Origin of the sequence: Neorhizobium sp. SOG26, from assembly GCF_003491345.1 — a bacterium.
Classification (GTDB): domain Bacteria; phylum Pseudomonadota; class Alphaproteobacteria; order Rhizobiales; family Rhizobiaceae; genus Neorhizobium; species Neorhizobium turbinariae.
Window position 1 is genome coordinate 373,520 of record NZ_CP025512.1, and the last position, 21,246, is coordinate 394,765.

Annotated in this window: 23 protein-coding genes; 16 read left to right on the forward strand and 7 right to left on the reverse strand. The window is 61.8% G+C overall.

All coding sequences use genetic code 11. The features are described 5' to 3' along the window. The first annotated feature begins 162 nt into the window (after window positions 1-162). The 8 genes from CYG48_RS01785 to CYG48_RS01820 all read left to right on the forward strand — a co-directional run bounded on the left by CYG48_RS01785 (window position 163) and on the right by CYG48_RS01820 (window position 7,286). Complete coding sequence (locus tag CYG48_RS01785) at window positions 163-1,134, forward strand: magnesium transporter CorA family protein (RefSeq protein ID WP_118848817.1); 972 nt, start codon at window positions 163-165, stop codon at window positions 1,132-1,134. A 16-nt stretch (window positions 1,135-1,150) separates the two neighbouring features. Next, complete coding sequence (locus CYG48_RS01790) at window positions 1,151-3,049, forward strand: potassium transporter Kup (RefSeq protein WP_118848818.1); 1,899 nt, start codon at window positions 1,151-1,153, stop codon at window positions 3,047-3,049. A 130-nt stretch (window positions 3,050-3,179) separates the two neighbouring features. Then, a complete protein-coding gene (locus CYG48_RS01795) occupies window positions 3,180-4,379 on the forward strand; it encodes a cell wall hydrolase (protein ID WP_118848819.1) in 1,200 nt (399 codons plus the stop codon). 253 nt (window positions 4,380-4,632) lie between these two features. After that, window positions 4,633-4,992 carry an AtpZ/AtpI family protein gene (locus tag CYG48_RS01800; RefSeq protein ID WP_118848820.1) on the forward strand — a complete coding sequence of 120 codons (360 nt, stop codon included), beginning with the start codon at window positions 4,633-4,635 and terminating at the stop codon, window positions 4,990-4,992. A 61-nt stretch (window positions 4,993-5,053) separates the two neighbouring features. Next, window positions 5,054-5,806, forward strand: a complete 753-nt coding sequence (locus CYG48_RS01805; protein WP_118848821.1) for a F0F1 ATP synthase subunit A — start codon at window positions 5,054-5,056, stop codon at window positions 5,804-5,806. Between the two features lie 66 nt (window positions 5,807-5,872). Then, window positions 5,873-6,100, forward strand: coding sequence for a F0F1 ATP synthase subunit C (locus CYG48_RS01810; RefSeq protein ID WP_037158317.1), 228 nt, complete (start codon window positions 5,873-5,875; stop codon window positions 6,098-6,100). A gap of 83 nt (window positions 6,101-6,183) precedes the next feature. Continuing rightward, window positions 6,184-6,795, forward strand: a complete 612-nt coding sequence (locus CYG48_RS01815; protein ID WP_118848822.1) for a F0F1 ATP synthase subunit B — start codon at window positions 6,184-6,186, stop codon at window positions 6,793-6,795. Window positions 6,796-6,800: 5 nt separating this feature from the next. Continuing rightward, entirely contained in the window at window positions 6,801-7,286 is a 486-nt protein-coding gene (locus CYG48_RS01820) for a F0F1 ATP synthase subunit B (RefSeq protein ID WP_118848823.1), read from the forward strand. A gap of 98 nt (window positions 7,287-7,384) precedes the next feature. Here the strand turns inward: CYG48_RS01820 and CYG48_RS01825 are convergent, their stop codons facing one another. Both CYG48_RS01825 and CYG48_RS01830 read right to left on the reverse strand, forming a co-directional pair. Further along, the gene (locus CYG48_RS01825) at window positions 7,385-8,053 is read right to left on the reverse strand and encodes a ribonuclease HII (RefSeq protein ID WP_118848824.1); all 669 of its coding nucleotides are present in this window, start codon (window positions 8,051-8,053) and stop codon (window positions 7,385-7,387) included. Between the two features lie 165 nt (window positions 8,054-8,218). Beyond that, window positions 8,219-9,376, reverse strand: coding sequence for a PA0069 family radical SAM protein (locus CYG48_RS01830; protein ID WP_118848825.1), 1,158 nt, complete (start codon window positions 9,374-9,376; stop codon window positions 8,219-8,221). A 125-nt stretch (window positions 9,377-9,501) separates the two neighbouring features. On the opposite strand from CYG48_RS01830, the gene CYG48_RS01835 reads away from it, so the two are divergent. Continuing rightward, entirely contained in the window at window positions 9,502-10,017 is a 516-nt protein-coding gene (locus CYG48_RS01835) for a glycosyl transferase (protein ID WP_118848826.1), read from the forward strand. On the opposite strand, the gene moaB is transcribed toward CYG48_RS01835, so the two are convergent. From moaB to CYG48_RS01855, 4 genes are all read right to left on the reverse strand, one after another. Next, window positions 10,018-10,566, reverse strand: a complete 549-nt coding sequence (gene moaB / locus CYG48_RS01840) for a molybdenum cofactor biosynthesis protein B (protein WP_118848827.1) — start codon at window positions 10,564-10,566, stop codon at window positions 10,018-10,020. A 15-nt stretch (window positions 10,567-10,581) separates the two neighbouring features. Next, the gene (locus CYG48_RS01845) at window positions 10,582-11,484 is read right to left on the reverse strand and encodes a 4-(cytidine 5'-diphospho)-2-C-methyl-D-erythritol kinase (protein WP_118848828.1); all 903 of its coding nucleotides are present in this window, start codon (window positions 11,482-11,484) and stop codon (window positions 10,582-10,584) included. Beyond that, window positions 11,484-13,319, reverse strand: coding sequence for a tetratricopeptide repeat protein (locus tag CYG48_RS01850; protein WP_118851429.1), 1,836 nt, complete (start codon window positions 13,317-13,319; stop codon window positions 11,484-11,486). The genes CYG48_RS01845 and CYG48_RS01850 overlap by 1 nt, the downstream gene beginning before the upstream one ends. Before the next feature lie 161 nt (window positions 13,320-13,480). Beyond that, complete coding sequence (locus tag CYG48_RS01855; protein ID WP_118848829.1) at window positions 13,481-14,497, reverse strand: polyprenyl synthetase family protein; 1,017 nt, start codon at window positions 14,495-14,497, stop codon at window positions 13,481-13,483. Between the two features lie 99 nt (window positions 14,498-14,596). On the opposite strand from CYG48_RS01855, the gene CYG48_RS01860 reads away from it, so the two are divergent. Both CYG48_RS01860 and CYG48_RS01865 read left to right on the forward strand, forming a co-directional pair. Then, window positions 14,597-14,830 carry a putative signal transducing protein gene (locus tag CYG48_RS01860; RefSeq protein ID WP_118848830.1) on the forward strand — a complete coding sequence of 78 codons (234 nt, stop codon included), beginning with the start codon at window positions 14,597-14,599 and terminating at the stop codon, window positions 14,828-14,830. Continuing rightward, a complete protein-coding gene (locus tag CYG48_RS01865; protein WP_118848831.1) occupies window positions 14,827-15,630 on the forward strand; it encodes a tRNA1(Val) (adenine(37)-N6)-methyltransferase in 804 nt (267 codons plus the stop codon). The genes CYG48_RS01860 and CYG48_RS01865 overlap by 4 nt, the downstream gene beginning before the upstream one ends. On the opposite strand, the gene CYG48_RS01870 is transcribed toward CYG48_RS01865, so the two are convergent. After that, window positions 15,593-16,933, reverse strand: a complete 1,341-nt coding sequence (locus CYG48_RS01870; RefSeq protein ID WP_118848832.1) for an Nramp family divalent metal transporter — start codon at window positions 16,931-16,933, stop codon at window positions 15,593-15,595. The genes CYG48_RS01865 and CYG48_RS01870 overlap by 38 nt on opposite strands. A gap of 171 nt (window positions 16,934-17,104) precedes the next feature. Here CYG48_RS01870 and CYG48_RS01875 point away from each other — a divergent pair, with 171 nt between their 5' ends. The 5 genes from CYG48_RS01875 to aroA all read left to right on the forward strand — a co-directional run bounded on the left by CYG48_RS01875 (window position 17,105) and on the right by aroA (window position 21,233). Then, the gene (locus CYG48_RS01875; protein ID WP_118848833.1) at window positions 17,105-17,971 is read left to right on the forward strand and encodes a S49 family peptidase; all 867 of its coding nucleotides are present in this window, start codon (window positions 17,105-17,107) and stop codon (window positions 17,969-17,971) included. A gap of 23 nt (window positions 17,972-17,994) precedes the next feature. Then, window positions 17,995-18,186 (forward strand): hypothetical protein, encoded by a 192-nt coding sequence (locus CYG48_RS01880; protein WP_118848834.1) that lies wholly within the window; start codon window positions 17,995-17,997, stop codon window positions 18,184-18,186. Between the two features lie 76 nt (window positions 18,187-18,262). Next, on the forward strand, window positions 18,263-19,216 hold the full coding sequence (locus tag CYG48_RS01885; protein WP_118848835.1) for a glycine--tRNA ligase subunit alpha: 954 nt from the start codon (window positions 18,263-18,265) through the stop codon (window positions 19,214-19,216). Window positions 19,217-19,313: 97 nt separating this feature from the next. Continuing rightward, the gene (locus CYG48_RS01890; RefSeq protein ID WP_118848836.1) at window positions 19,314-19,865 is read left to right on the forward strand and encodes a LemA family protein; all 552 of its coding nucleotides are present in this window, start codon (window positions 19,314-19,316) and stop codon (window positions 19,863-19,865) included. A 108-nt stretch (window positions 19,866-19,973) separates the two neighbouring features. Further along, entirely contained in the window at window positions 19,974-21,233 is a 1,260-nt protein-coding gene (gene aroA, locus CYG48_RS01895; protein WP_445304314.1) for a 3-phosphoshikimate 1-carboxyvinyltransferase, read from the forward strand. The last annotated feature ends 13 nt before the right edge of the window (window positions 21,234-21,246 follow it).

The following is a 21,246-nucleotide window of genomic DNA, read 5'->3' on the forward strand; positions in this document are numbered from 1 at the left end:
CCCGAGATATGCCTGTGAAAGGCCACGCGATGCCCCACTTGATTATGACAAAGCCTGTAATTATAGCCGCGTGCCGCAGGCCAGCGGGCTTTCGTCCAGGTGGACGGAACGCAAGCCTGCCTTCCCCGTTCAAGGCCGACGGGTTTCGGCCGGAGACAATGCTTGATCAACGCCTATAGCGCCGACGGCACAACGACTGAACTTGTGCCGACTGAAGTGCCGCAGCCGCTTCGGGACGACATCGTCTGGCTCGATCTCGTGGAGCCAACACCACAGGAAGACGCTTTTGTTGAAGGTCTTCTGGGCATCCCGATCCCAACCCGGGATGAATTGAAGGACATCGAGCCTTCCAGCCGTCTTTATATACAGAGTAACTCGGTGTTCATGACTGCGTCGTTGGTCTACCGCGCCGATAGCGAAGACCCGCACCTGACGGATGTCGCCTTTATCCTCTCCGGGAACCGGCTGGTGACGGTGCGCTACGCCGAACCGAAGAGCTTCCAACTGTTCATCGCAGCACTCGGGCGGGTGCCGGAGGGAAAACGGGACGGGACGACGCTGCTTGCCCGCCTGCTCGAAACCATCGCGGACCGCACGGCGGAGATCCTCGAGCACACTGTCGACCATATCGACAAGTTGTCGACCGACATCTTCCGCGACCGGGGCAAGCGCCGCCCGCCTCATTATCTTGAAAGCAAGCTTGCCAAGATCGCCGAAGCCCACCGGTTGGTGGCCAAGGTGCGCGACAGCCTCGGTTCGCTGTCCCGTCTCCTGACCTTCCTGATGAATGTGCCGCACATGCAGGCGGACAAGGGCGACAGCAGCTTGTGCGCCACCGTTGCCCATGACGTCGAAACGCTGTCGGAACATGCGTCCTTCGTTGCGGGCAATATCTCGTTCCTGCTCGACGCCTCGCTCGGCCTCATCAATGTCGAGCAGAACGCCATCATCAAGATTTTCTCGATCGCCTCGGTGGTCTTCTTGCCGCCGACGCTTGTCGCATCCATCTATGGCATGAACTTCCATTTCATGCCGGAGTTGAACTGGCATCTCGGATATCCGCTCGCGCTTGTTGCGATGCTGATGTCCGCAATCATTCCCTTCATCATCTTCCGTTGGAAAGGCTGGCTCTAGCAGGCCAGGCACCCTTATGGGTCATCCCGCAGAAATTCATGCCGCCCCTGCCAAGGCGCAGGGGCTCTTCGCGCTCGCCTTGGGGTCCGTCGGTGTCGTTTATGGCGACATAGGCACGAGCCCCCTTTATGCATTCCGCGAGGCCCTGAAGCCGATCGCCCATGATGGCGTCACCCGGCTCGAGATCGTCGGCCTGATCTCGCTGATGATCTGGACGCTGACCATCATCGTGACCTTCAAATACGTGCTCTTCCTGCTGCGCGCCGACAATGACGGGGAGGGCGGCACGCTCTCGCTTCTGGCGCTGCTGACGAAGTCGGCCGCCGGCCACCGTGCGCTGCTGATGCTGCTCGGGCTTGTCGGGGCCGCGCTGTTTCTTGGCGATGCCATGATCACGCCGGCGCTGTCGGTGCTGTCGGCCGTCGAGGGCGTCAAGCTCGTCGCGCCGGGCTTGACGGACGCGATCCTGCCGATCTCGGTCGTCATCCTGATTGTGCTGTTTGCAATCCAGTCCAAGGGGACTGGACTCGTCTCGCGCTTCTTCGGCCCAATCACTGCGGTCTGGTTCATCGTCATGGGAGCGGGCGGCATCATCCATATCTCGGATGACTACGGCATCCTGTCCGCCTTCAATCCTTGGCATGCACTCGAATTCATGCTGCACGAAAGCTTCGTGGGCATTGTGGTGCTGGGTGCGGTCTTCCTGACGGTGACGGGTGCCGAGGCGCTTTACGCCGATCTCGGCCATTTCGGCCGCCGGCCGATCCAGTGGGCGTGGTTCGTGCTGGTGTTTCCGGCGTTGACGCTGAACTATCTCGGGCAGGGGGCTCTGGTGCTGAAGCACCCGGATGCCATGTCCGACCCCTTTTATCTGATGTTCCCAAACTGGGCGTTGCTTCCGGTCGTCATCCTGGCGACGGCAGCGACCATCATCGCCAGCCAGGCCGTCATCACCGGTGCCTTCTCGCTTGTGCGCCAGGGCATCCACCTCGGTTACCTGCCGCGGATGCAGATCCTGTTCACCTCCGAGACCAACACGGGGCAGATCTTCCTGCCATCGGTCAACACGCTGTTGCTTATCGGCGTGATCGCACTGGTGCTGGGCTTCGGAAGCTCCGAGTCACTTGCCACCGCCTATGGTATCTCGGTCACCGGTGCGATGGTGGTGACGACCCTGATGGCGTTCGAGTTCGTGCGCCTGAGGTGGAAATGGCCGCAGACCCTGGCGATCGCCGTTCTTTCGCCACTGCTGGCGCTGGAACTGATCTTCCTTTGCGCCAATCTTCTGAAAGTCCATGACGGCGGCTGGGTGCCGGTGATGATCGCCATCATCTTCACCATCGTCATGTGGACCTGGAAGCGGGGCACCGCGATCCTGTTCGAAAAGACCCGCCGTATCGACGTGCCGCTCGAAACCTTTATCCCGATGGTGGAGAAGAAGAGCGACCATGCGCCCGTATCAGTGCCGGGCGTCGCGATCTTCCTGACCAGCGATCCGGAGACCGCGCCGGCAGCACTGCTGCACAACATCAAGCACAACCATGTCCTGCATGAGAAGAACGTCATCCTGACGATCGTGACGGTGAACAAGCCGCGCGTCGCGCTGGAAGATCGCTACAGGATCGAGAAGCTGTCCGATCGCTTCACGCGCGTGGAACTGCGCTTCGGCTTCATGCAGTCGCACAATGTCTCACAGGCGCTCGCTTACCTGAGGAAGACCGGCTTCAAGTTCGACATCATGTCGACGTCCTTCTACCTTGGCCGCCGCAAGCTGGTGCCGGATGCCGCCTCCGGCATGCCGATGTGGCAGGATCGGCTGTTCATCGCCATGGCCAATACCGCAACCGATCCGTCCGACTACTTCCGCCTGCCGGCCAACCGCGTCGTCGAGCTCGGCTCGCATGTGATCATCTGAGGAGCGCCCACTAACATTGATGTGAAGATGCTAAAAATGCGGATGTTCCAAGCCCTTATCTGGCAGGCGTTAACCGCTCATCAAGGTTAATGAGTGATTTTCATGAGGTCTTTAGTGCCTTGTGGAGTTGATGGTTTTGCGTGCGAAGAGCGTACTGCGTCGCAGGTCCCCCGTTCGGTCGATCAGCCTCGGCCGGATCAAGGGTTGGACCTCCCCGGCCGTCTTCGGCCTTGCTTCCTGGCTTGTTTTTCCGTCTGCGCCTGCGCATGGCGACCTGAGCGACCTCCTGAGCGGGTTCGGTGCCGCCGACCAGTGGCGGATGGTGCTGACCGATTCACCGGCGGGATCCATCCATCAGGCATCGCTTGCATTCCCCGGCGTGCGAACTGCCGTGTCCGGCAATGCCGGCCTTCAACTGCCGAACGGCCAGAAGATCGCGCTTGTCGACGAGAAGGACGGTCCTACCGAAGCGACGCCCGACGAGGATCGCGTGACGCGCGGCGCCAAGAAGGGCCGCATCGTTGCCGTCGAACCCGTGCTGCCGCCGCGGGCCTTTTCGGCCGGGTCGATTCTGGAGCGGCACAGCTCGCTCGTTGCGCCCGTGGATGAAGCAACCGAGTTGACGGCCTTCGCCAAGGTCGACGTGGAAGACACGGAAGTGGAACTGGCTGCCTTCTATTTCCGCAAGGACGAGACGTCGAAGCCGGAAGACGACATGCTGCCGATGGTGGCAAGCCTCGTTAATAATGACACAGCCGATGTGCTGGCGACCGCCTATGCCCCGCCGGCGCCAGATTTCTCCAAGCAGTCCCCGTTTGACGCGATCCTCGCCGACAAGCAGAAGCCCGGCCGCTTCATTCCACCGATCAGCCCGGATGACCACGCCTGGGCCGCGACGCCGCTGCCGCCCGAGTCGTTTACCGCCAAGCAGCAGCAGTGCCTGGCGTCCGGTATTTACTTCGAGGCGAGGGGGGAATCGGTGCGCGGCCAGGCAGCCGTGGCGCAGGTCATTCTCAATCGTGTCCGCAACCCGTCTTATCCGGGCACCATCTGCGATGTGGTTTACCAGAACGAAGACTGGCGCAACCGCTGCCAGTTCTCCTTTGCCTGCGACAACATCAAGGACCGCATCCGCTCGCAGGAACACTGGAAGGTGGCGAAGGAAGTGGCGATGGCGGTGACGGCGGGCAAGATCTGGCTGCCCGAGGTGGGATCGGCGACGCACTACCACGCCACCTATGTGCGCCCCAACTGGGCGCGCACGATGAAGAAGGTCGGGCGCATCGGCCTGCATGTCTTCTACCGCACCTATGGCGGTGGCTGGAGTTGAGGCGCCGGCCTTGGCGATAAGCGTGCGATTCCCGCGACAGTTTTACCCAGCCGCGGTTGTAGGCCAAATAAGCTATTGATTCGTCTGAATTAATTAACCGCTTGTGGAGAGGCTTGAACGCCTTGACTATGAGAACGGGCAAAACTATGTTGCGCGCGACTTGAAAACGGGCCTGAAGGCGCAAAATCCCACGCTGGCTGCACTTTTAGGGCAGTCCGCCGGTTGACGAAGAGACCGGCAGGGGAGGAAGCGCATGACGGACGACCGAAACGAAAGTCTGGAAGAGCGCCGGAGGCGCCTTTCTGCAGCTCTTGCGGAAAGGAAGGCCGAAGATGCTGCCGAGGCGAAGCGGGACGCGCAATCTGAAGAAAGCCGGAAGGGCATGGCCCTTGGCTTCAAGATTTCCTCCGAATTCATCTCTGCAGTGGCTGTTGGCGCCGTTCTAGGCTTTCTGCTCGACCGTTTTGCCGGCACGTCGCCATGGGGGATGATCGTCTTTCTTCTTCTTGGCTTTGGTGCTGGCGTTCTGAATGTGCTTCGCGCTGTGGGAAAAGTGGCTCCGTCCCCTTTCGCTCAGCAGGAAGCTAAGGATAAGAAGCGCGACGGCTCTTGAAGCCCTGCGTACGCGAATAAGAAGCGAGCCGCGGCGAGCGGCGAAGGATAAGAGGTAGACGGTGGCAAACGATCCGATCCATCAGTTCCAGATCAGCAAGATCGTTCCGATCGAGATCGGCGGCATCGACTTTTCCTTTACGAACGCATCGCTCTTCATGGTTGCCACGGTCGCTTGCGCTGCCGGCTTCCTGTATTTCGCGACTTCGCAGCGTGGCCTGATCCCCGGTCGTGCCCAGTCCGTCGCGGAAATGTCCTATGAATTCATCGCCGGCATGTTGCGCGAAGGCGCTGGCAGCCAGGGCATGAAGTTCTTCCCGCTTGTGTTCTCCCTCTTCATGTTCGTGCTGACGGCAAACCTGCTCGGCATGTTCCCGTACTTCTACACGGTGACGAGCCAGATCATCGTGACCTTTGCCCTGGCGCTCCTCGTCATCGGCACCGTCGTTGTCTACGGCTTCTACAAGCATGGCCTGCATTTCCTGCAGCTCTTCGTTCCGAGCGGCGTTCCCGGCGCGCTCCTGCCGCTGGTTGTTGCCATCGAAGTCATCTCGTTCCTTTCCCGCCCTGTGTCGCTCTCGGTTCGTCTTTTCGCGAACATGCTGGCCGGCCACATCACGCTCAAGGTCTTCGCAGGCTTCGTAACCTCGCTTGGTGCCCTCGGTGCGCTTGGCGTAGGTGGCGCGATCCTGCCTCTCATCATGACCGTCGCTCTGACCGGTCTCGAATTCCTCGTCGCCTTCCTCCAGGCCTATGTCTTTGCGGTGCTGACTTGCATGTACCTCAACGACGCGGTCCATCCTGGCGGGCACTAAGGATAACGACATTGGCGTCCTAGGCGTCAGTCTACAGCCGCAACAACCATTTCGAAGGAGTTTCTCATGGAAGCGGAAGCAGCAAAGTTCATCGGTGCAGGTCTGGCTTGCTTTGGCATGGCCGGTACGGCCCTCGGCCTCGGCAACATCTTCGGCAACTACCTGTCGGGCGCCCTGCGCAACCCGTCTGCCGCTGACAGCCAGTTCGGCCGCCTGGTATTCGGCTTCGCCGTTACGGAAGCTCTGGGCATCTTCTCGCTGCTCATCGCTCTCCTGCTGCTCTACGCAGTATAAGACCTGACCAGGGATTGGGATCGCGGCCGCTTCAAAACAGCGCGCCGTGATCTTTCGCATTTAGACTACACCTGGAGGTGATGATGTTCGTGACCTCGGCATATGCGCAAACCGCGCCGGCCGCTACTGACCAGAATGCAGCGCCCGCTGGCGAAGTGCATACCGAAACCGGCGTTGCCCACGAGGCAGAGCACGGTGGCGGCGTTTTCCCGCCTTTCGACTCGACGCACTTCGCGTCGCAGTTGCTTTGGCTCGTCATCACCTTTGGCCTCTTCTATCTTCTGATGAAGAAGGTCATCGTTCCCCGCGTCGGTGGCATTCTCGAACACCGCCACGACCGGATCGCACAGGATCTCGATGAGGCTGCTCGCCTCAAGGCAGAGGCTGATGCCGCTGTCGAGACCTATGAGCGTGAACTGGCTGCTGCCCGTGCGAAGGGCAACGCGATTGCTGAAAGCGCTCGCGAAGAAGCCAAGACCAAGGCTGCTGCCGACCGCGCCGCGATCGAAGCTGAACTCAGCGAAAAGCTCTCGGCTGCCGAAACGCGCATCGCCGAGATCAAGGCTCAGGCATTTGCCGAAGTTGGCCAGATCGCAGAAGAAACCGCGTCCGCCATCGTCGATCAGTTGATCGGTGCGAAGGCGACGGGCGACGACATCAAGGCTGCCGTTGCAGCCGCGAAGACGGGAGCCTGATCATCATGGCATTCGATGCAACATTTTTCGCACTCGTTGGCCTCATTCTCTTCCTGGCGCTCGTTATCTACCTGAAGGTTCCGGGCATGATGGCCAAGTCGCTCGACGAGCGCGCGGCCAACATCCGCCAGGAACTCGACGAAGCACGTCGCCTGCGTGAAGAAGCCCAGGGCCTGCTTGCTGAATACCAGCGCAAGCGCAAGGAAGCAGAAGCCGAGGCCGCACAGATCGTGGCTGCTGCAGAACGCGAAGCCGCTGCGCTGACGGAAGAAGCACGCGTGAAGACGGAAGAATTCGTCGCTCGCCGCAACGCGCTTTCCGAGCAGAAGATCCGCCAGGCGGAAGCCGACGCCATCGGTGCCGTTCGCGCCGCAGCCGTTGACCTCGCCGTCGCTGCTGCGGAAAAGGTGATCGCAGCAAAGGCCGACAGCGCCACGCAGGACGCGCTGTTCAAGGATGCCGTCGGAAGCGTTCAGACCCGTCTGAACTGATCTCGAGCAACCAGACAAAATTCAAAGGCCGGGTTTTGCCCGGCCTTTTTTGTTGCGCTGTTGAATGGTGACGCGTCGGGGCGCCCTTCGGCTGGCGCCTAGCTTTCCGGTAGAACATCCTTGCGCAGCGGCCGGAAGCTCATGCGGTGCAGCACGCAGGGCCCGTGCTTCTCGATGCCGGCGCGGTGCTGCGGCGTGCCGTAACCGGCATGGCTCGCAAAGCCGTACCCGGGAAACACGATATGCGCCCGGGTCATCATGCGATCTCGGGTCACCTTGGCGATGATGGAGGCGGCAGCAATCGACAGCGACCGGGCGTCACCCTGGATGACGGCCTTGCCGGCGCAGCAGAGGCCCTGCGGAACGTCACGACCATCCGCAAGGACATAAGACGGCGTCACTGCCAGGCCCGCTACTGCGCGTCGCATGGCGTCAAGGCTCGCACGCAGGATGTTGCGCTCGTCGATATGGCGCGGGCCAGACGCCGCGATCGAGACTTCTGCCGTGGCCATGATGGCTTCGAACAGTGTCTCGCGCTGGTTGGCCGTCAGTTGTTTGGAATCGTTGAGGCCGTCCGGGATGTTGTTCGGGTCGAGAATGACCGCGGCGGCCACCACCGGACCGGCAAGCGGGCCGCGCCCGGCCTCGTCCGTGCCCGCTACCGGCCAATGGCCTGCATTGCGCGCCTGAAGCTCCAGGCTGAAATCAGGAACGAGCGGAATGTCTTCGAAAAGTGAAAGAGAATCGGGTGACGTGCGAGGCAACATGGCGGCAACCTCGCACGTCGACCCGACCTCCTGCAACCCCCGGCGGGGCGAGTGCGGCATCGCTCTCCACCGAGGGGCGGCGGTGGAACCGGGGTGTTTCCGACGCGGAACAGGACGAGCGCGTCGAAACCGAGAATTAGGAGTGCGGCCGTGACAGCTTGTCTGTCAGAGCAGCGACAACTGGATGCCTCCACCGTCTGGCCGCACGAAGATATCGTCACGCAACGGCAGACCGCGCCGCGTCATCCCCAGCCGCTTGGTTGCCATCTCAAACCGGCGGCCAATCTGCCAGGCATAGGGACCAGCGCCCTTCATCCGCTTGCCGAACTCCGCATCGTAATCCTTGCCGCCGCGCATCGAACGGACGAGTGACATCACGTGGCGGTAGCGGTTGGGGTAGTTCTGCAGCAGCCAGTCGCGGAAGAGGGGGCTGACCTCCAGCGGAAGGCGCAACAGCACGTAGCTTGCCTCGGTGGCGCCCGCAGCATGTCCCGCCTCCAGAATGCGCTCGATCTCGTGATCATTGAGCGCTGGGATGACCGGAGCCAGCAGCACGCCCGTCGGAATGCCCGCGTCGGTCAGCGCCTTGATCGCGTCGAGCCGCTTGGGCGGCGTGGAAGCGCGAGGCTCCATCGTGCGGGCCAGTTTCCGGTCGAGTGTCGTCACCGAAATCCCAACCTTCACGAGTCCTTTCGACGCCATGTCCGACAGGATGTCGATGTCACGGGTGATCAGTGCAGACTTTGTCACGATGGCAACGGGATGGTTTGCCTTCTGCAGCACTTCGAGAATCTGCCGCATGACGCGCCATTCGCGCTCGATTGGCTGGTAAGGATCGGTGTTCGTGCCGATCGCGATCGCCCGCACCTTGTAATCCGGCTTGCTGAGTTCGCGTTCCAGAAGTTTTGGCACGTCCGGCTTGGCGAACAGCTTTGCCTCGAAATCAAGTCCCGGAGACAGGCCCATATAGCTGTGGGTCGGGCGGGCAAAGCAATAGATGCAGCCGTGCTCGCAGCCGCGATAGGGATTGATGGAACGGTCGAAGGAAACGTCGGGCGACTCGTTGCGGGTAATGGCCGTGCGTGGCTTTTCGACCTGCACATCCGTCTTGAACGGCTCGAGTTCCTCAAGCGTCTGCCAGCCATCGTCAAAGGCTTCGCGCCGCTCGCCCTCGAAACGACCGGTCGGGTTCAAGCCCGCGCCACGACCACGCCGGCGGTCGACGTCAACTCTCAGGCCTGTGGCCTGGACCATCGCATCGGCAATATCAGCCGTATGGGCAGGCGCGAAAGCGGCCTGCCGCAGTTGGGACAGCTCGTTCATGGGACACTCCTGGAGGCACGCCTCCAAACCTGATGCTGGATTCGTAGCGCCGAAAGGAGAACAATGCAAGAACAAACTTCTGGAACAAACTGGCGTTCGGTTGTGCGATGCAGTAGAGCAATAGGATGCTCACGGTCCTCATGGAATGCCGAAATCAGGAATCGGAACTGGCCCAGACGCTGTCGGTGCTTGTCTCCGGCGCCGTCGAGGGCCTCGTCAGCGACGTGATCGTTCTGGATCACGGCTCCACCGATGGTTCTTCGCGCGTGGCAGATGCCGCGGGCTGCCGCTTCCACACTGGGTGGGATCTCCCATCGGTGCTGAAAGAGGCTCGCGGCGAATGGTTGCTGCTCCTCGAGCCGGGCGCGCGCCTGCAAGCCGGCTGGATCGAAGAAGTGCTGGAATATCTGGCGCTCAACCGTCGACCGGCGCGCTTTTCGCCAGCGCGGAACTATCGCCGGCCATTGCTGCAGCGGATCACCCGCAAGGCGACGCCGCTTGAACAGGGGCTGCTCTTGTCCAAATCCATGGCGACCGCAAAGGCCGAGGCGGGCAGGGGGCTGGAAGCGTTGGCGAAGGACGTCAAGCCGCTCAAGCTCAAGAGCGAGTTGATCCCTGCCTGGGTCGCTGCCGCGCGCTGATTACTTGCCGCTGCGGCGCAAGTGTTCGTCCAGCCGCGGCATGATCTCGATGAAGTTGCATGGCATGTGCCGGTAATCGAGCTGCGCCTTCAGGATGCCATCCCACGCGTCCTTGCAGGCGCCCGGCGAGCCGGGGAGCACGAAGATGAAGGTGGCATTGGCCACGCCACCGGTGGCACGCGACTGGATGGTCGAGGTGCCAATCTTGTCATAGGAAATGCGGTGGAAGACTTCCGAAAAACCGTCCATCCGCTTCTCGAACAGTGGTTCAAGCGCTTCCGGCGTCACGTCGCGGCCGGTAAAGCCCGTGCCGCCGGTGGTGATCACCACGTCGATCTCCGGATCCAGCGTCCAATCGCGCACCTGGGATGCGATCTTTTCCTTGTCGTCCGGAACGATCGCCCGCGCCTTCACCTCATGCCCGGCCTCGGTGATTCGCGCGACGAGCGTATCGCCGGAGCGGTCGTCGGCGAGGGTGCGGGTGTCCGACACCGTCAGCACGGCAATTCCGACGGGGATGAAGGGGCGGTTTTCATCAATCCGGCTCATGATCGCTCCTTTGGTTTACGCGCCGACCGTCTGCACGGCCTGAAAATACCAGCCAAGCCGCTTGGCCGCGAGGTTTTTGGCGGCGTGTTCTGCAGCCTCGGCATCGCGGAATATTCCGAAACAGGTCGCGCCCGAACCCGACATCCGCGTCAGCAACGCGCCCTCGGCCTTTATCTCGGCCGAGAGCTGCTCAACCTCTGAAACAAGCAAACGCGCCGGCGGCTCAAGATCATTGCGCAGCCGGCGGAGAAGATCCATCCAGTCGCCATCGAGTGGGCCGATCGGATCATTGTTCTTGTTCGGCAGGCGTCGGAAGATTTCGGGCGTTGAAACACCAACCAGCGGATTTCCCAGCACCATCGCAAGGGACGGAAGCGTTGGAAGAGGCATCATCTCCTCGCCGATCCCGCTGGCCAGCAGCGGCTCGCCCTTGAGGCACATGGGCACGTCCGCCCCGAGTGAAAGTGCCAGCGTCGCAAGCTCGGCCTCCTCAAGCTCAACATTCCAGAGGCGAAGCAGCCCGCGGATCGCCGCGGCTGCGTCGGCAGACCCACCGCCGATGCCCGCCGCGACCGGCAGGTCCTTTTCCAGATGCAGCGCCACGGGCGACGCCTCATGCCCCATGTCTTGCAAAGCCTGCCGCAGACGGTCCCGGGCCCTCAGCACAAGGTTTTGCGCGGCATCCACGGATTGGAGCAGATGCCCGAAGCGACCGGAAACACGAAAGCTGTCGGCTTCAGCGGGTTCAAGATGAAGGCGATCGCCTTTGTCCGCGAAGGTCACGATCGTCTCAAGCAGGTGATAACCGTCAGCCCTTTGCCCCACGACATGCAGGGCCAGGTTGATCTTCGCAGGCGCCAGTTCAAAAAAGCCCGCCTTCTGGGCGGGCCTTTCCTGGTTCAAGTTATTGAAGAGCATCAGGACTTCTTGTCCGGAGCAGCGGGCGCCGGTGCAACGGGAGGCGCAGGCTCGGTCTGGCTGCGATCGGCAGTCGTCGCGTTCGGATCAAGCGGCGCCAGGCCCTTCTCGATCTTTTCCTTGACCTGCTCGCGGTTGATGTCTTCGCCTTCCGAGATCAGTGCCCGGTTCCACTGGTAGACCGCTTCGAGCTTGCGGCCGACCCGCCAATAGGCGTCGCCCAGGTGGTCGTTGATGGTCGCGTCGCTCGCCCGCAGTTGCACGGCGCGTTCGAGCTCCGTCACGGCCTCCTCAAACTTGCCCATGCGATAATAGGCCCAGCCGAGCGAATCGACGATGTAACCATCATCCGGCCGCGCATCGACGGCCCGCTTGATCATGTCCAGGCCCTCTTCGAGGTTCTTGCTCATGTCGACAAGCGAATAGCCGAGATAGTTCAGTACCTGCGGCTGTTCCGGATTAAGCTCCAATGCGCGACGGAAGTTCGGCTCTGCCTTGTCCCACTGCTTCAGGCGCTCATAGGCAATGCCGCGCTGGAAGAACACGGTCCAGTCCGACGGGCGCGGCACGGGACCGATCTTCTCGACCGCCTTGTCGTAATTCTCCGCCATGGCCTTGAAGTCCTTGGCCTCGGACAAGACGCTGCCATAAGCGATGTAGCTGCGCAGGTCCGACGGATCGAACGCGATCAGCGCCTTCAGGTGCTCCTTGGCTTCTTCCACCTTGCCGGTGGTGGAAAGGGCCAGGCCAAGCTGCAGTTCGGAAACCCGGCGCATCGGCGAATCAGCCGGCACGCGGGAATAAAGCTCGATGGCGCGCTCCGGCTTTTCAAGCTTTTCGGCGAGGCCGCCGAGCAGGATCAGCGTATCCGGGCTGTTCGGGTCCAGCGCATGGGAAACCTGCAGGTAGAGCGATACCATGTCCTCGGCGCCCTGGCGGTTCAGCGCGCCGCCGATGGAAAACAGCACGCCGGCCGCACCTTCGGCCGCGGTCGTCACCTGCTGGGCGGGCTTCTCGCCCTTTTCAATGCTTTGGCGAAGCGCCTTCAGCGGTGCATAGTTCGCAACCGCCGTGTCACCGACGGAAATCGCGTCGAGCGCCTTCTGCTTGTTGCCGGCAGCCGCTTCCAGCCGCGCCAGCGCCATCACGGCGCGGATGAACGTATCCGGCGCGGTGGCAATGGCTTCCTTGTTGGTCACGGCATCGTTCAGGTGCCGCCGGGCAGCGGCCGTGTCGCCGGCAACCAGGGCCATGGCACCCAGATGATAGTCGGTAAAGACCTTGTACCATGCCGGACCCTTGAGGCCGGAGACGGTCGACATCGCCTGCTTGGCCTTGCCGGCGCCGACATCGGCCCAGGCGCCGAGCAACTGGTGGGTCAACCGATCGAGATCGTTCGGGCCCTTGTAGGCGAGGATCTTCTTGGCGGTCTCGAACTTCTTGTGGCGCAGCGCATCCAGGCCGCGGACGATCTTGGTGATCCGCTCTACCGAGCCGTCACCCTTCAGGTTCTCGGCTTCCTTCAGGCCGTCCTCGAAATCGCCATTGAGTAACAGCGAGATCATCAGCCGTTCGCGGATTTCAAGATTGGCGGCATCGAAGCTCAGCGCCTTGCGGTAAAGCGCAATGGCAGTTGGGTAATCATGGTCGACATCGGCAGTACGGGCAGCGAGGAACGCGCCGGAAAAGGAGTTGATGTCGCCGGGACCGAACTCGGTCACTTCCTCTTTGTCCGGTTTTGCCTCCGGCGTCGCAGCACTGGCGAGGCCTCCGAATGTCAGAACGGCCGCGAGTGCTGCACTTGAGAGCAGAAGGAGGCTGGAATTCCGCCGCATCGAATTGCCTTTCATGTAGAGCCGTGTGCCGCCGACGAACCGGGGCTTGGTAGCTCATTGATTCATGAACAGAATGGCTTTTTTGAAGCACGTCCGCAAGGAAATCTCCGGCACCGCAGGGCCCGCGATGCCGTCACATTCCGTTGAGGCCGAAGGCTCTCTCAGTTCACACGCTGGATCGAGAAGTCGATGACTTCCAGCAGGGCGGACTTCAGCGGCGAGGTCGGCAGCGGCGCGAGTGCATCGCGGGCGATCGTGCCGTAATGCAGGGCGCGGCCGATCGTGTCGTTGAGCGCGCCATACTTGGTGATGAGGCCGAGCGCCTTTTCGAGATTTTCCTCGCTGCTCTCACCCTGTTCGATTGACTGGCGCCAGAAGGCGCGCTCGTCTTCGGTGCCCCGGCGATAAGCCAGGATGACCGGAAGCGTGATCTTGCCTTCGCGGAAGTCGTCGCCGACATTCTTGCCGAGATCGGCAGCCTTGCCACCGTAATCGAGCGCGTCGTCGACCAGCTGGAAGGCATAACCAAGGTTCAGGCCGTAGGACTTCATCGCCGCGCGCGCACCCTTGTCGGCATTGGCGATGATCGGGCCTACTTCGGCCGCAGCGGCAAACAGCGCGGCCGTCTTGGCGCGAATGACCGAAAGATAATCGTCTTCGGTCGTTTCCATGTTCTTGGCGACCGAAAGCTGCAGCACTTCGCCTTCGGCAATCACGGCCGCGGCGGATGCGAGCACGTCGAGCGCTTCGAGCGAGCCGACTTCGACCATCATCTTGAAGGCCTGGCCGAGCAGGAAGTCGCCGACAAGTACGCTCGCCTGGTTGCCCCAGATCGTCCGCGCGGTCGACTTGCCGCGACGAAGGTCGCTTTCATCCACGACGTCGTCGTGCAGCAGGGTGGCGGTGTGCATGAACTCGACGCTGGTCGCGAGCTTCACATGCGCTTCGCCGCGATAGCCGAACAGCGTGGCAGAGGCGAGCGTCAGCATCGGCCGCAGCCGCTTGCCGCCTGACGAGATCAGGTGGTTCGCCACTTCCGGTATCATCTGGACGTCGGAACCTGCCTTGGAGAGAATGAGCTGGTTCACGCGCTCCATGTCGCCCTTGGTGAGGTCCACCAGGGGTTTGACGGAAGCGTGTTTGTTTTTGCCTTCTTCAAGCGGTATGACGACGCCCAACGGTCAGGACTCCTATCGAATTTTTCCAAGGACAATAGAAAGCCGCGTATAGGGCGGCAAGGGCAAATCGCGCCCTGCGACGTTTAAGGAGCATCCCGCATGCAGGAAATCATCCGCACGAACGATATCGTGGTCTTGTCGCTGGCCGAGAGCCTGATGAAGGACGCTGGTATCCACAGCATGGTGGCGGATCAGTCCATGAGCGTGCTCGAAGGGTCGCTCGGCTTGCTGCCCCGCCGTTTCCTGGTGGAGGAAGACCGGGCCGACGAGGCGAGGCGCATCCTGAAGGATGCCGGGCTCGAGGCGGAACTGAGGCCGCAGCGCAAGTCATGAGCAAAACCTTCACCGTGGATGCCTTTCATCGGGGCGCCTTCCATGTGATGCAGCCGAAGGGGGGAGGACACCGCTCCGGTGTCGATGCCATGCTGCTGGCTGCGCTGGTGGCGGACGACAAGCCGATCCATGTGGCTGATCTTGGCGCAGGCGCCGGTGCGGCAGGCCTTGCGGTCGGATCGCGGCTGCCAAGCGCGCGGATCGACCTGATCGAACGGTCGCCGCTGATGGCAGACTACGCGCGTCGTTCGCTGGAGCTACCCGAAAACGCATTGCTGAAGGACCGCGTTCACGTGATTGAAGCGGACGTGACACTGACGGGCAAACCGCGTATCGCCGCCGGCCTGCTGGATGAGATCTACGACCACGTCATCATGAACCCGCCGTTCAACGACGCCTCCGACCGCAAGACGCCGGATGCCCTGAAAGCGGATGCACATGCGATGACGGAGAACCTGTTCGAGACCTGGATCCGCACCGCGGGTGCAATCATGAAGCCTGGCGGCCAATTGTCCCTGATTGCCCGGCCGCAATCGGTGGCCGAGATCATCCAGGCCTGCGGCAAGCGATTCGGCGGGCTGGAGATAACCCTGCTTCATCCGCGGCCAGATGAGAGTGCCACGCGGCTGTTGCTTACCGCCATCAAGGGGTCCCGGGCGCGGCTGACCTTCCGGGCGCCGCTCGTGGTCCATGGGCCGGACGGTCATGCCTTTGCGCCATTCGTGGATGACCTGAACAACGGTCGCGCCGCTTATTCCCGGCTCAGCCCAAGACGAAGTCCATCACAAGCTTCACGTTAAGGCCGGCGATAGCCACTGCAATGGCCCAGGCGATGGCGGATAACCAGCGTGGCGCAACAAGCTCGCCCATCTTCGCCTTGCTGGCGGTAAACATCACCAGCGGGAAGACGGCAAACGACAACTGAAGGCTGAGCACGACCTGCGTCAGGATCAACAGTTCAGCCGTGCCTGCGTCGCCATACCAGATTGCGACGAAGCCTGCCGGAATGATGGCGATGGCCCGGGTGATCAGCCGGCGCAGCCATGGCTGCAGCTTCATTTTCAGGAAGCCTTCCATGACGATCTGACCGGCAAGCGTTGCCGTTACCGTCGAGTTCAGGCCGCAACAGAGAAGCGCGATGCCGAAGAGGGTGGGGGCGATCGCCATGCCGAGCAGCGGTGCAAGCAGCGAATGTGCCTCCCCGAGGTCGGCCACCTCCGTCTGCCCCGTGCCGTTGAAAGCCGCTGCGGCCAGGATGAGGATCGAGGCGTTGATCAGCAGCGCGAAGGTCAGGGCCACGGTCGAGTCGACCGTCGCAAAAGTCAGGGCTTCCCGTTTCTCCGGCAGCGTCTGCCCGTATTTGCGGGTCTGCACGATGCCGGAATGCAGGTAGAGGTTATGCGGCATCACAGTTGCACCAAGGATTCCGAGCGCGAGGTAGAGCATCTCCGGATCGGTGACGATCTCGGTGGAGGGTAGGAACCCGCGGATCACGCCGCCCCAATCCGGGTCGGCAAGGAAGATCTGGATGCCGAAGCAGAGCGCTATCACGCCAAGCAGCGTGATGATGAAGGCTTCCACCCAGCGGAAGCCGAGCCTTTGCAGGTAGAGAATGATGAAGACGTCGAGCGCGGTGATCAGCACGCCAAGCTCGAGAGGAATGCCGAAGATCAGCTTGAGCCCGATGGCCGTTCCGATGACCTCGGCAATATCCGTGGCGATGATGGCAATTTCCGCCAGCGCCCAGAGCGGCACCGCAATCCATTTCGGGAACGCGTCGCGACAAGCCTGCGCCAGGTCGCGGCCGGAAGCGATCGCAAGCCGCGCACAGAGCGACTGCAACACAATCGCCATCAGGTTGGATAGGAGCGCGACAGCAAGCAGCGCATAACCGAACTTCGAGCCGCCGGCGAGCGAGGTCGCCCAGTTGCCGGGATCCATGTAGCCGACCGCCACCAGGTATCCGGGACCGGCAAACGCGGCGATGCGGCGCAGTTTGGAGCTATGGCGGGCGACATCGACCGTGCCGTGGACATCAGACAAGGACGCTTCGCCTCGGCTAAGGCGCCATCCTCCGTCTGTTCCCGAACCTCGCATGTCCATTCCACGGCCTCGCATGATCTTTGGTGACATCAATATGTTCTTTTCAAATGATAATGCTAGTCATTCGCAACAAGATTTCGATCCGATATTCTGCTGGCGTCGGGCAAAGCCATTGCGTTTGAGGAATCCGCACATACATGCTGAGGCGGCTCGCACGGAAAAAGGAAGAAAATGGCCGCGTTCTTGAAGAGGTTGATGCCCAAAAAGTTCCGCAAGAAGGGGATGGTAGTCCCCGTAGTCCGGTTGCACGGCGCAATCATGACGGGCGGAAGCCAGTTCAAGCCGACGTTGAGCCTCGCGAATGTGGCGCCGATGCTGGAAAAGGCCTTCTCCAACAAGGAGACGCCGGTTGTCGCGCTTTCGATCAATTCTCCGGGCGGCTCACCCGTACAGTCGCGCCTCATCTTCCAGCGCATCCGCGCGCTTGCCGAAGAGAAGAACAAGAAAGTCCTCGTCTTTGTCGAGGATGTGGCGGCCTCGGGCGGCTACATGATCGCGCTCGCCGGCGACGAGATCTTCGCCGACCCTACCTCGATCGTCGGCTCGATCGGCGTCGTCTCGGGTGGTTTCGGTTTCCCCGAACTCCTGCGCAAGATGGGCGTAGAGCGGCGCGTCTACACCGCTGGCGAAAACAAGGTCATCCTCGATCCCTTCCAGCCTGAGAAGGAAGGCGACGTCGAATACCTGAAGTCGCTGCAGCTCGAGATCCACAAGGTCTTCATCGACATGGTCAAGATGCGGCGCGGTGAACGCCTGGCCGACGACACGACGATCTTCTCCGGCCTGTTCTGGAGCGGCCAGCGCGGCCTCGACCTCGGGCTGATCGATGGGCTTGGCGAAATGCGCGATGTCATCAAGCGCCGTTACGGCAAGGACGCCAAGCTGGAACTGATCGGTAGCGCCCGCACGATCTTCGGGCGCCGGGTCCCGGGCGTCGTCCTCGGTGACGCAGACGCAGCGCAATTGGCTGCGGGTGCTGCTTCCGGGCTTGCCGCAAGCCTCGAAGAAAAGGCATTGTGGAGCCGATACGGGCTCTAAGGCGGCAGGGGATTTCAAGGGGAATGGCACAACTCATTTTCATGATCATCCTCATCGGCGGAGGGTGGCTGCTCTACAAGAAGTTCATCAGGGATGCCGAGCGGCTGGCATCCCGTTCCCGCCGCGAGGAAACCGAACGTCGCACCGGTGCCATGGGCACGCTGGAAAAGGATCCGGTCACCGGCGAGTACCGGGTGAAGAAGGAAGAGGATTAAGCCGGACAGGCTTTAAACCTTGACCGGTGGCATGGAGCGTGGCACTCGTCCGCATCCTTCAACTGAAGATATTGCCATGACCGTAGTACCCGATCACATGTCGCCGACCCGTTCCTTCCAGGGTCTGATCCTCGCTCTCCATAACTATTGGGCGGACAAGGGATGCGCGGTGCTGCAGCCCTACGACATGGAAGTCGGTGCCGGTACATTCCATCCGGCAACCACGCTGCGCGCGCTGGGCCCCAAGCCGTGGAAGGCTGCCTACGTGCAGCCGTCGCGTCGCCCGTCGGACGGCCGTTATGGCGAAAACCCGAACCGCCTGCAGCACTATTACCAGTACCAGGTCATCCTGAAGCCGAACCCGCCGAACCTGCAGGAACTCTACCTCGGTTCGCTCGCGGCAATCGGGCTTGATCCGCTCCTGCATGACGTCCGTTTCGTCGAGGACGACTGGGAAAGCCCGACGCTCGGCGCCTGGGGCCTTGGCTGGGAGTGCTGGTGCGACGGTATGGAAGTGTCGCAGTTCACTTATTTCCAGCAGGTCTGCGGCATCGAGTGTTCGCCGGTTGCCGGCGAACTGACGTACGGCCTTGAACGCCTTGCCATGTATGTCCAGGGCGTCGACAACGTCTACGACCTGAACTTCAACGGCCGCGAAGGCGAAGAGAAGATCTCCTACGGCGATGTCTTCCTGCAGGCCGAGCAGGAATATTCACGGCACAATTTCGAATATGCCGATACTGCCATGCTGCATCGTCATTTCGAGGATGCCGAGAAGGAGTGCCAGGCGCTGCTCGCTGCCGGCGCACCCGGCTCCAGCGCCAATCAGATGCTGCACAAATGCGTCTTCCCGGCCTATGACCAATGCATCAAGGCAAGCCACGTCTTCAACCTGCTGGATGCCCGCGGCGTTATCTCGGTCACGGAACGCCAGAGCTATATCCTGCGCGTGCGCACGCTCGCCAAGGCTTGCGGCGAGGCCTTCCTGCTCACCGATGCAGGTGGGGCGAGCTTCGGCCAGGCCGCCTGAGGAGGCGTGGCTTTACCAACTTCGCGTTGTTTGACCGCCTTGCGAAAGTGTGGCTAGTTTCCGCGCGGAATGGGGCGCATATCTGGGGGAATCGCGCATGTATATCTTGATCGGCATTCTTGTCGCCGTCGCGCTGTATGTCGTTATGATCTATAACGGCCTGGTCAAGGCTCGCCAGATGGCGGAGGAAGCCTGGTCCGGCATTGACGTGCAGCTGAAGCGCCGCGCCGACCTGATCCCGAACCTGATCGAGACGGTGAAGGGCTACGCCTCCCACGAAAAGAGCACGTTTGAAGAGGTCGTCCGGCTGCGCAACCAGGCGCAGGCCGTACCGGCGGGCGATGTTGCAGGTCGTGCCCAGGCTGAAGGCCTGCTCGGCCAGGCGCTCGGCAAGCTTTTTGCGCTGGCGGAAGCTTATCCCGACCTCAAGGCAAACCAGAATTTCGCGGAGCTTCAGGCCTCGCTCGAAAACCTGGAAAACGAGATCCAGATGTCGCGCCGTTATTACAATGGCGCCGCGCGCGACCTGAACGTCAGGGTCGAGAGCTTCCCCAACAACCTCATCGCCGGCCAGTTCGGGTTCTCGAAGAAGGAATATTTCGAGATCACCAACGAAGCCGACCGCGCCGTTCCGAGCGTCAAGTTCTAGGTCACGCATTGGCCTTCGCCTCGCCACCGTCTAAGAGCGGCGAGGAAGGGAACTAGGTGCCTCCGGCCGGGCTGGAGCGCGCCGCCAGTGGCAGAAGAAGCAATCATCATGGGCAGAGCCAAACTCACCGTCGTACCACCGGGCAAGCCGTTGATCGGCCGCGCCATTCCGCCGGGCTCGAAGTCCATCACCAATCGCGCGCTGCTTCTGGCGGGGCTTGCGAAGGGGACGAGCCGGCTGACGGGCGCGCTAAAAAGCGATGACACGCGCTACATGGCGGACGCCCTTCGCGCCATGGGCGTCGTGGTGGATGAACCGGATGCCACGAGTTTTGTGGTGACGAGCACCGGGCAGCTCAAGCCGCCGGCCGCGCCGCTTTTCCTTGGCAATGCCGGAACCGCGACCCGCTTCCTCACCGCCGCACTGGCGCTTGGCAACGGCCGTTATGTCGTTGATGGCGATGAGCATATGCGCAAGCGCCCGATCAAGCCGCTAGTCGACGCGCTCCAGTCGCTCGGTGTCAAGGCCGAGGCGCCGACGGGCTGCCCTCCGGTGACGATAGACGCGACAGGTGCCTTCGCAAGCGACAGGGTCGTCATCGATGGCGGGCTTTCCAGCCAATATGTTTCGGCGCTACAGATGGCGGCCGCCTGCAGTTCGGCGCCCTTCACCATCGAACTTGCCGGTGCCGATATCGGCGCACGCGGTTACATCGACCTGACGCTCGCGGCCATGCGCGCGTTTGGGGCTGAAGCGGAGCAGACGTCGCCATCGTCCTGGCGCATCCAGCCGACGGGCTATCGTGCCGCAGATTTCATCGTCGAGCCGGATGCCTCGGCCGCAACCTATCTTTGGGCAGCGGAAGTGCTCACCGGCGGCAAGATCGACCTCGGCGTCGCCAACGAGGAATTTACCCAGCCGGACGCGAAGGCATACGACATCATCCGCCAGTTCCCGCATATGCCGGCGGAGATCGACGGCTCGCAGATGCAAGATGCCGTGCCGACCCTTGCCGTCCTTGCGGCCTTCAACGAGCAGCCCGTGCGCTTCGTTGGCATCGCCAACCTCCGCGTCAAGGAATGCGATCGCATCCGGGCGCTTTCGCTCGGGCTGAACGCCATCCGCGATGGACTGGCGCGGGAGGAGGGCGATGACCTCATCGTGTTCTCGGACCCTGCTCTTGCCGGACAGGTGCTGCCGGCCGCGATCGATACCTTTGCCGATCACCGGATCGCCATGAGCTTTGCCCTGGCAGGCCTCAAGATCGGCGGCATCACGATCCTGGATCCGGATTGCGTGGCAAAGACCTTCCCGAGCTATTGGGACGTCCTGTCCTCGCTCGGCGTGTCTTACACGGATATCCAATAAACGCAGCGGCAGA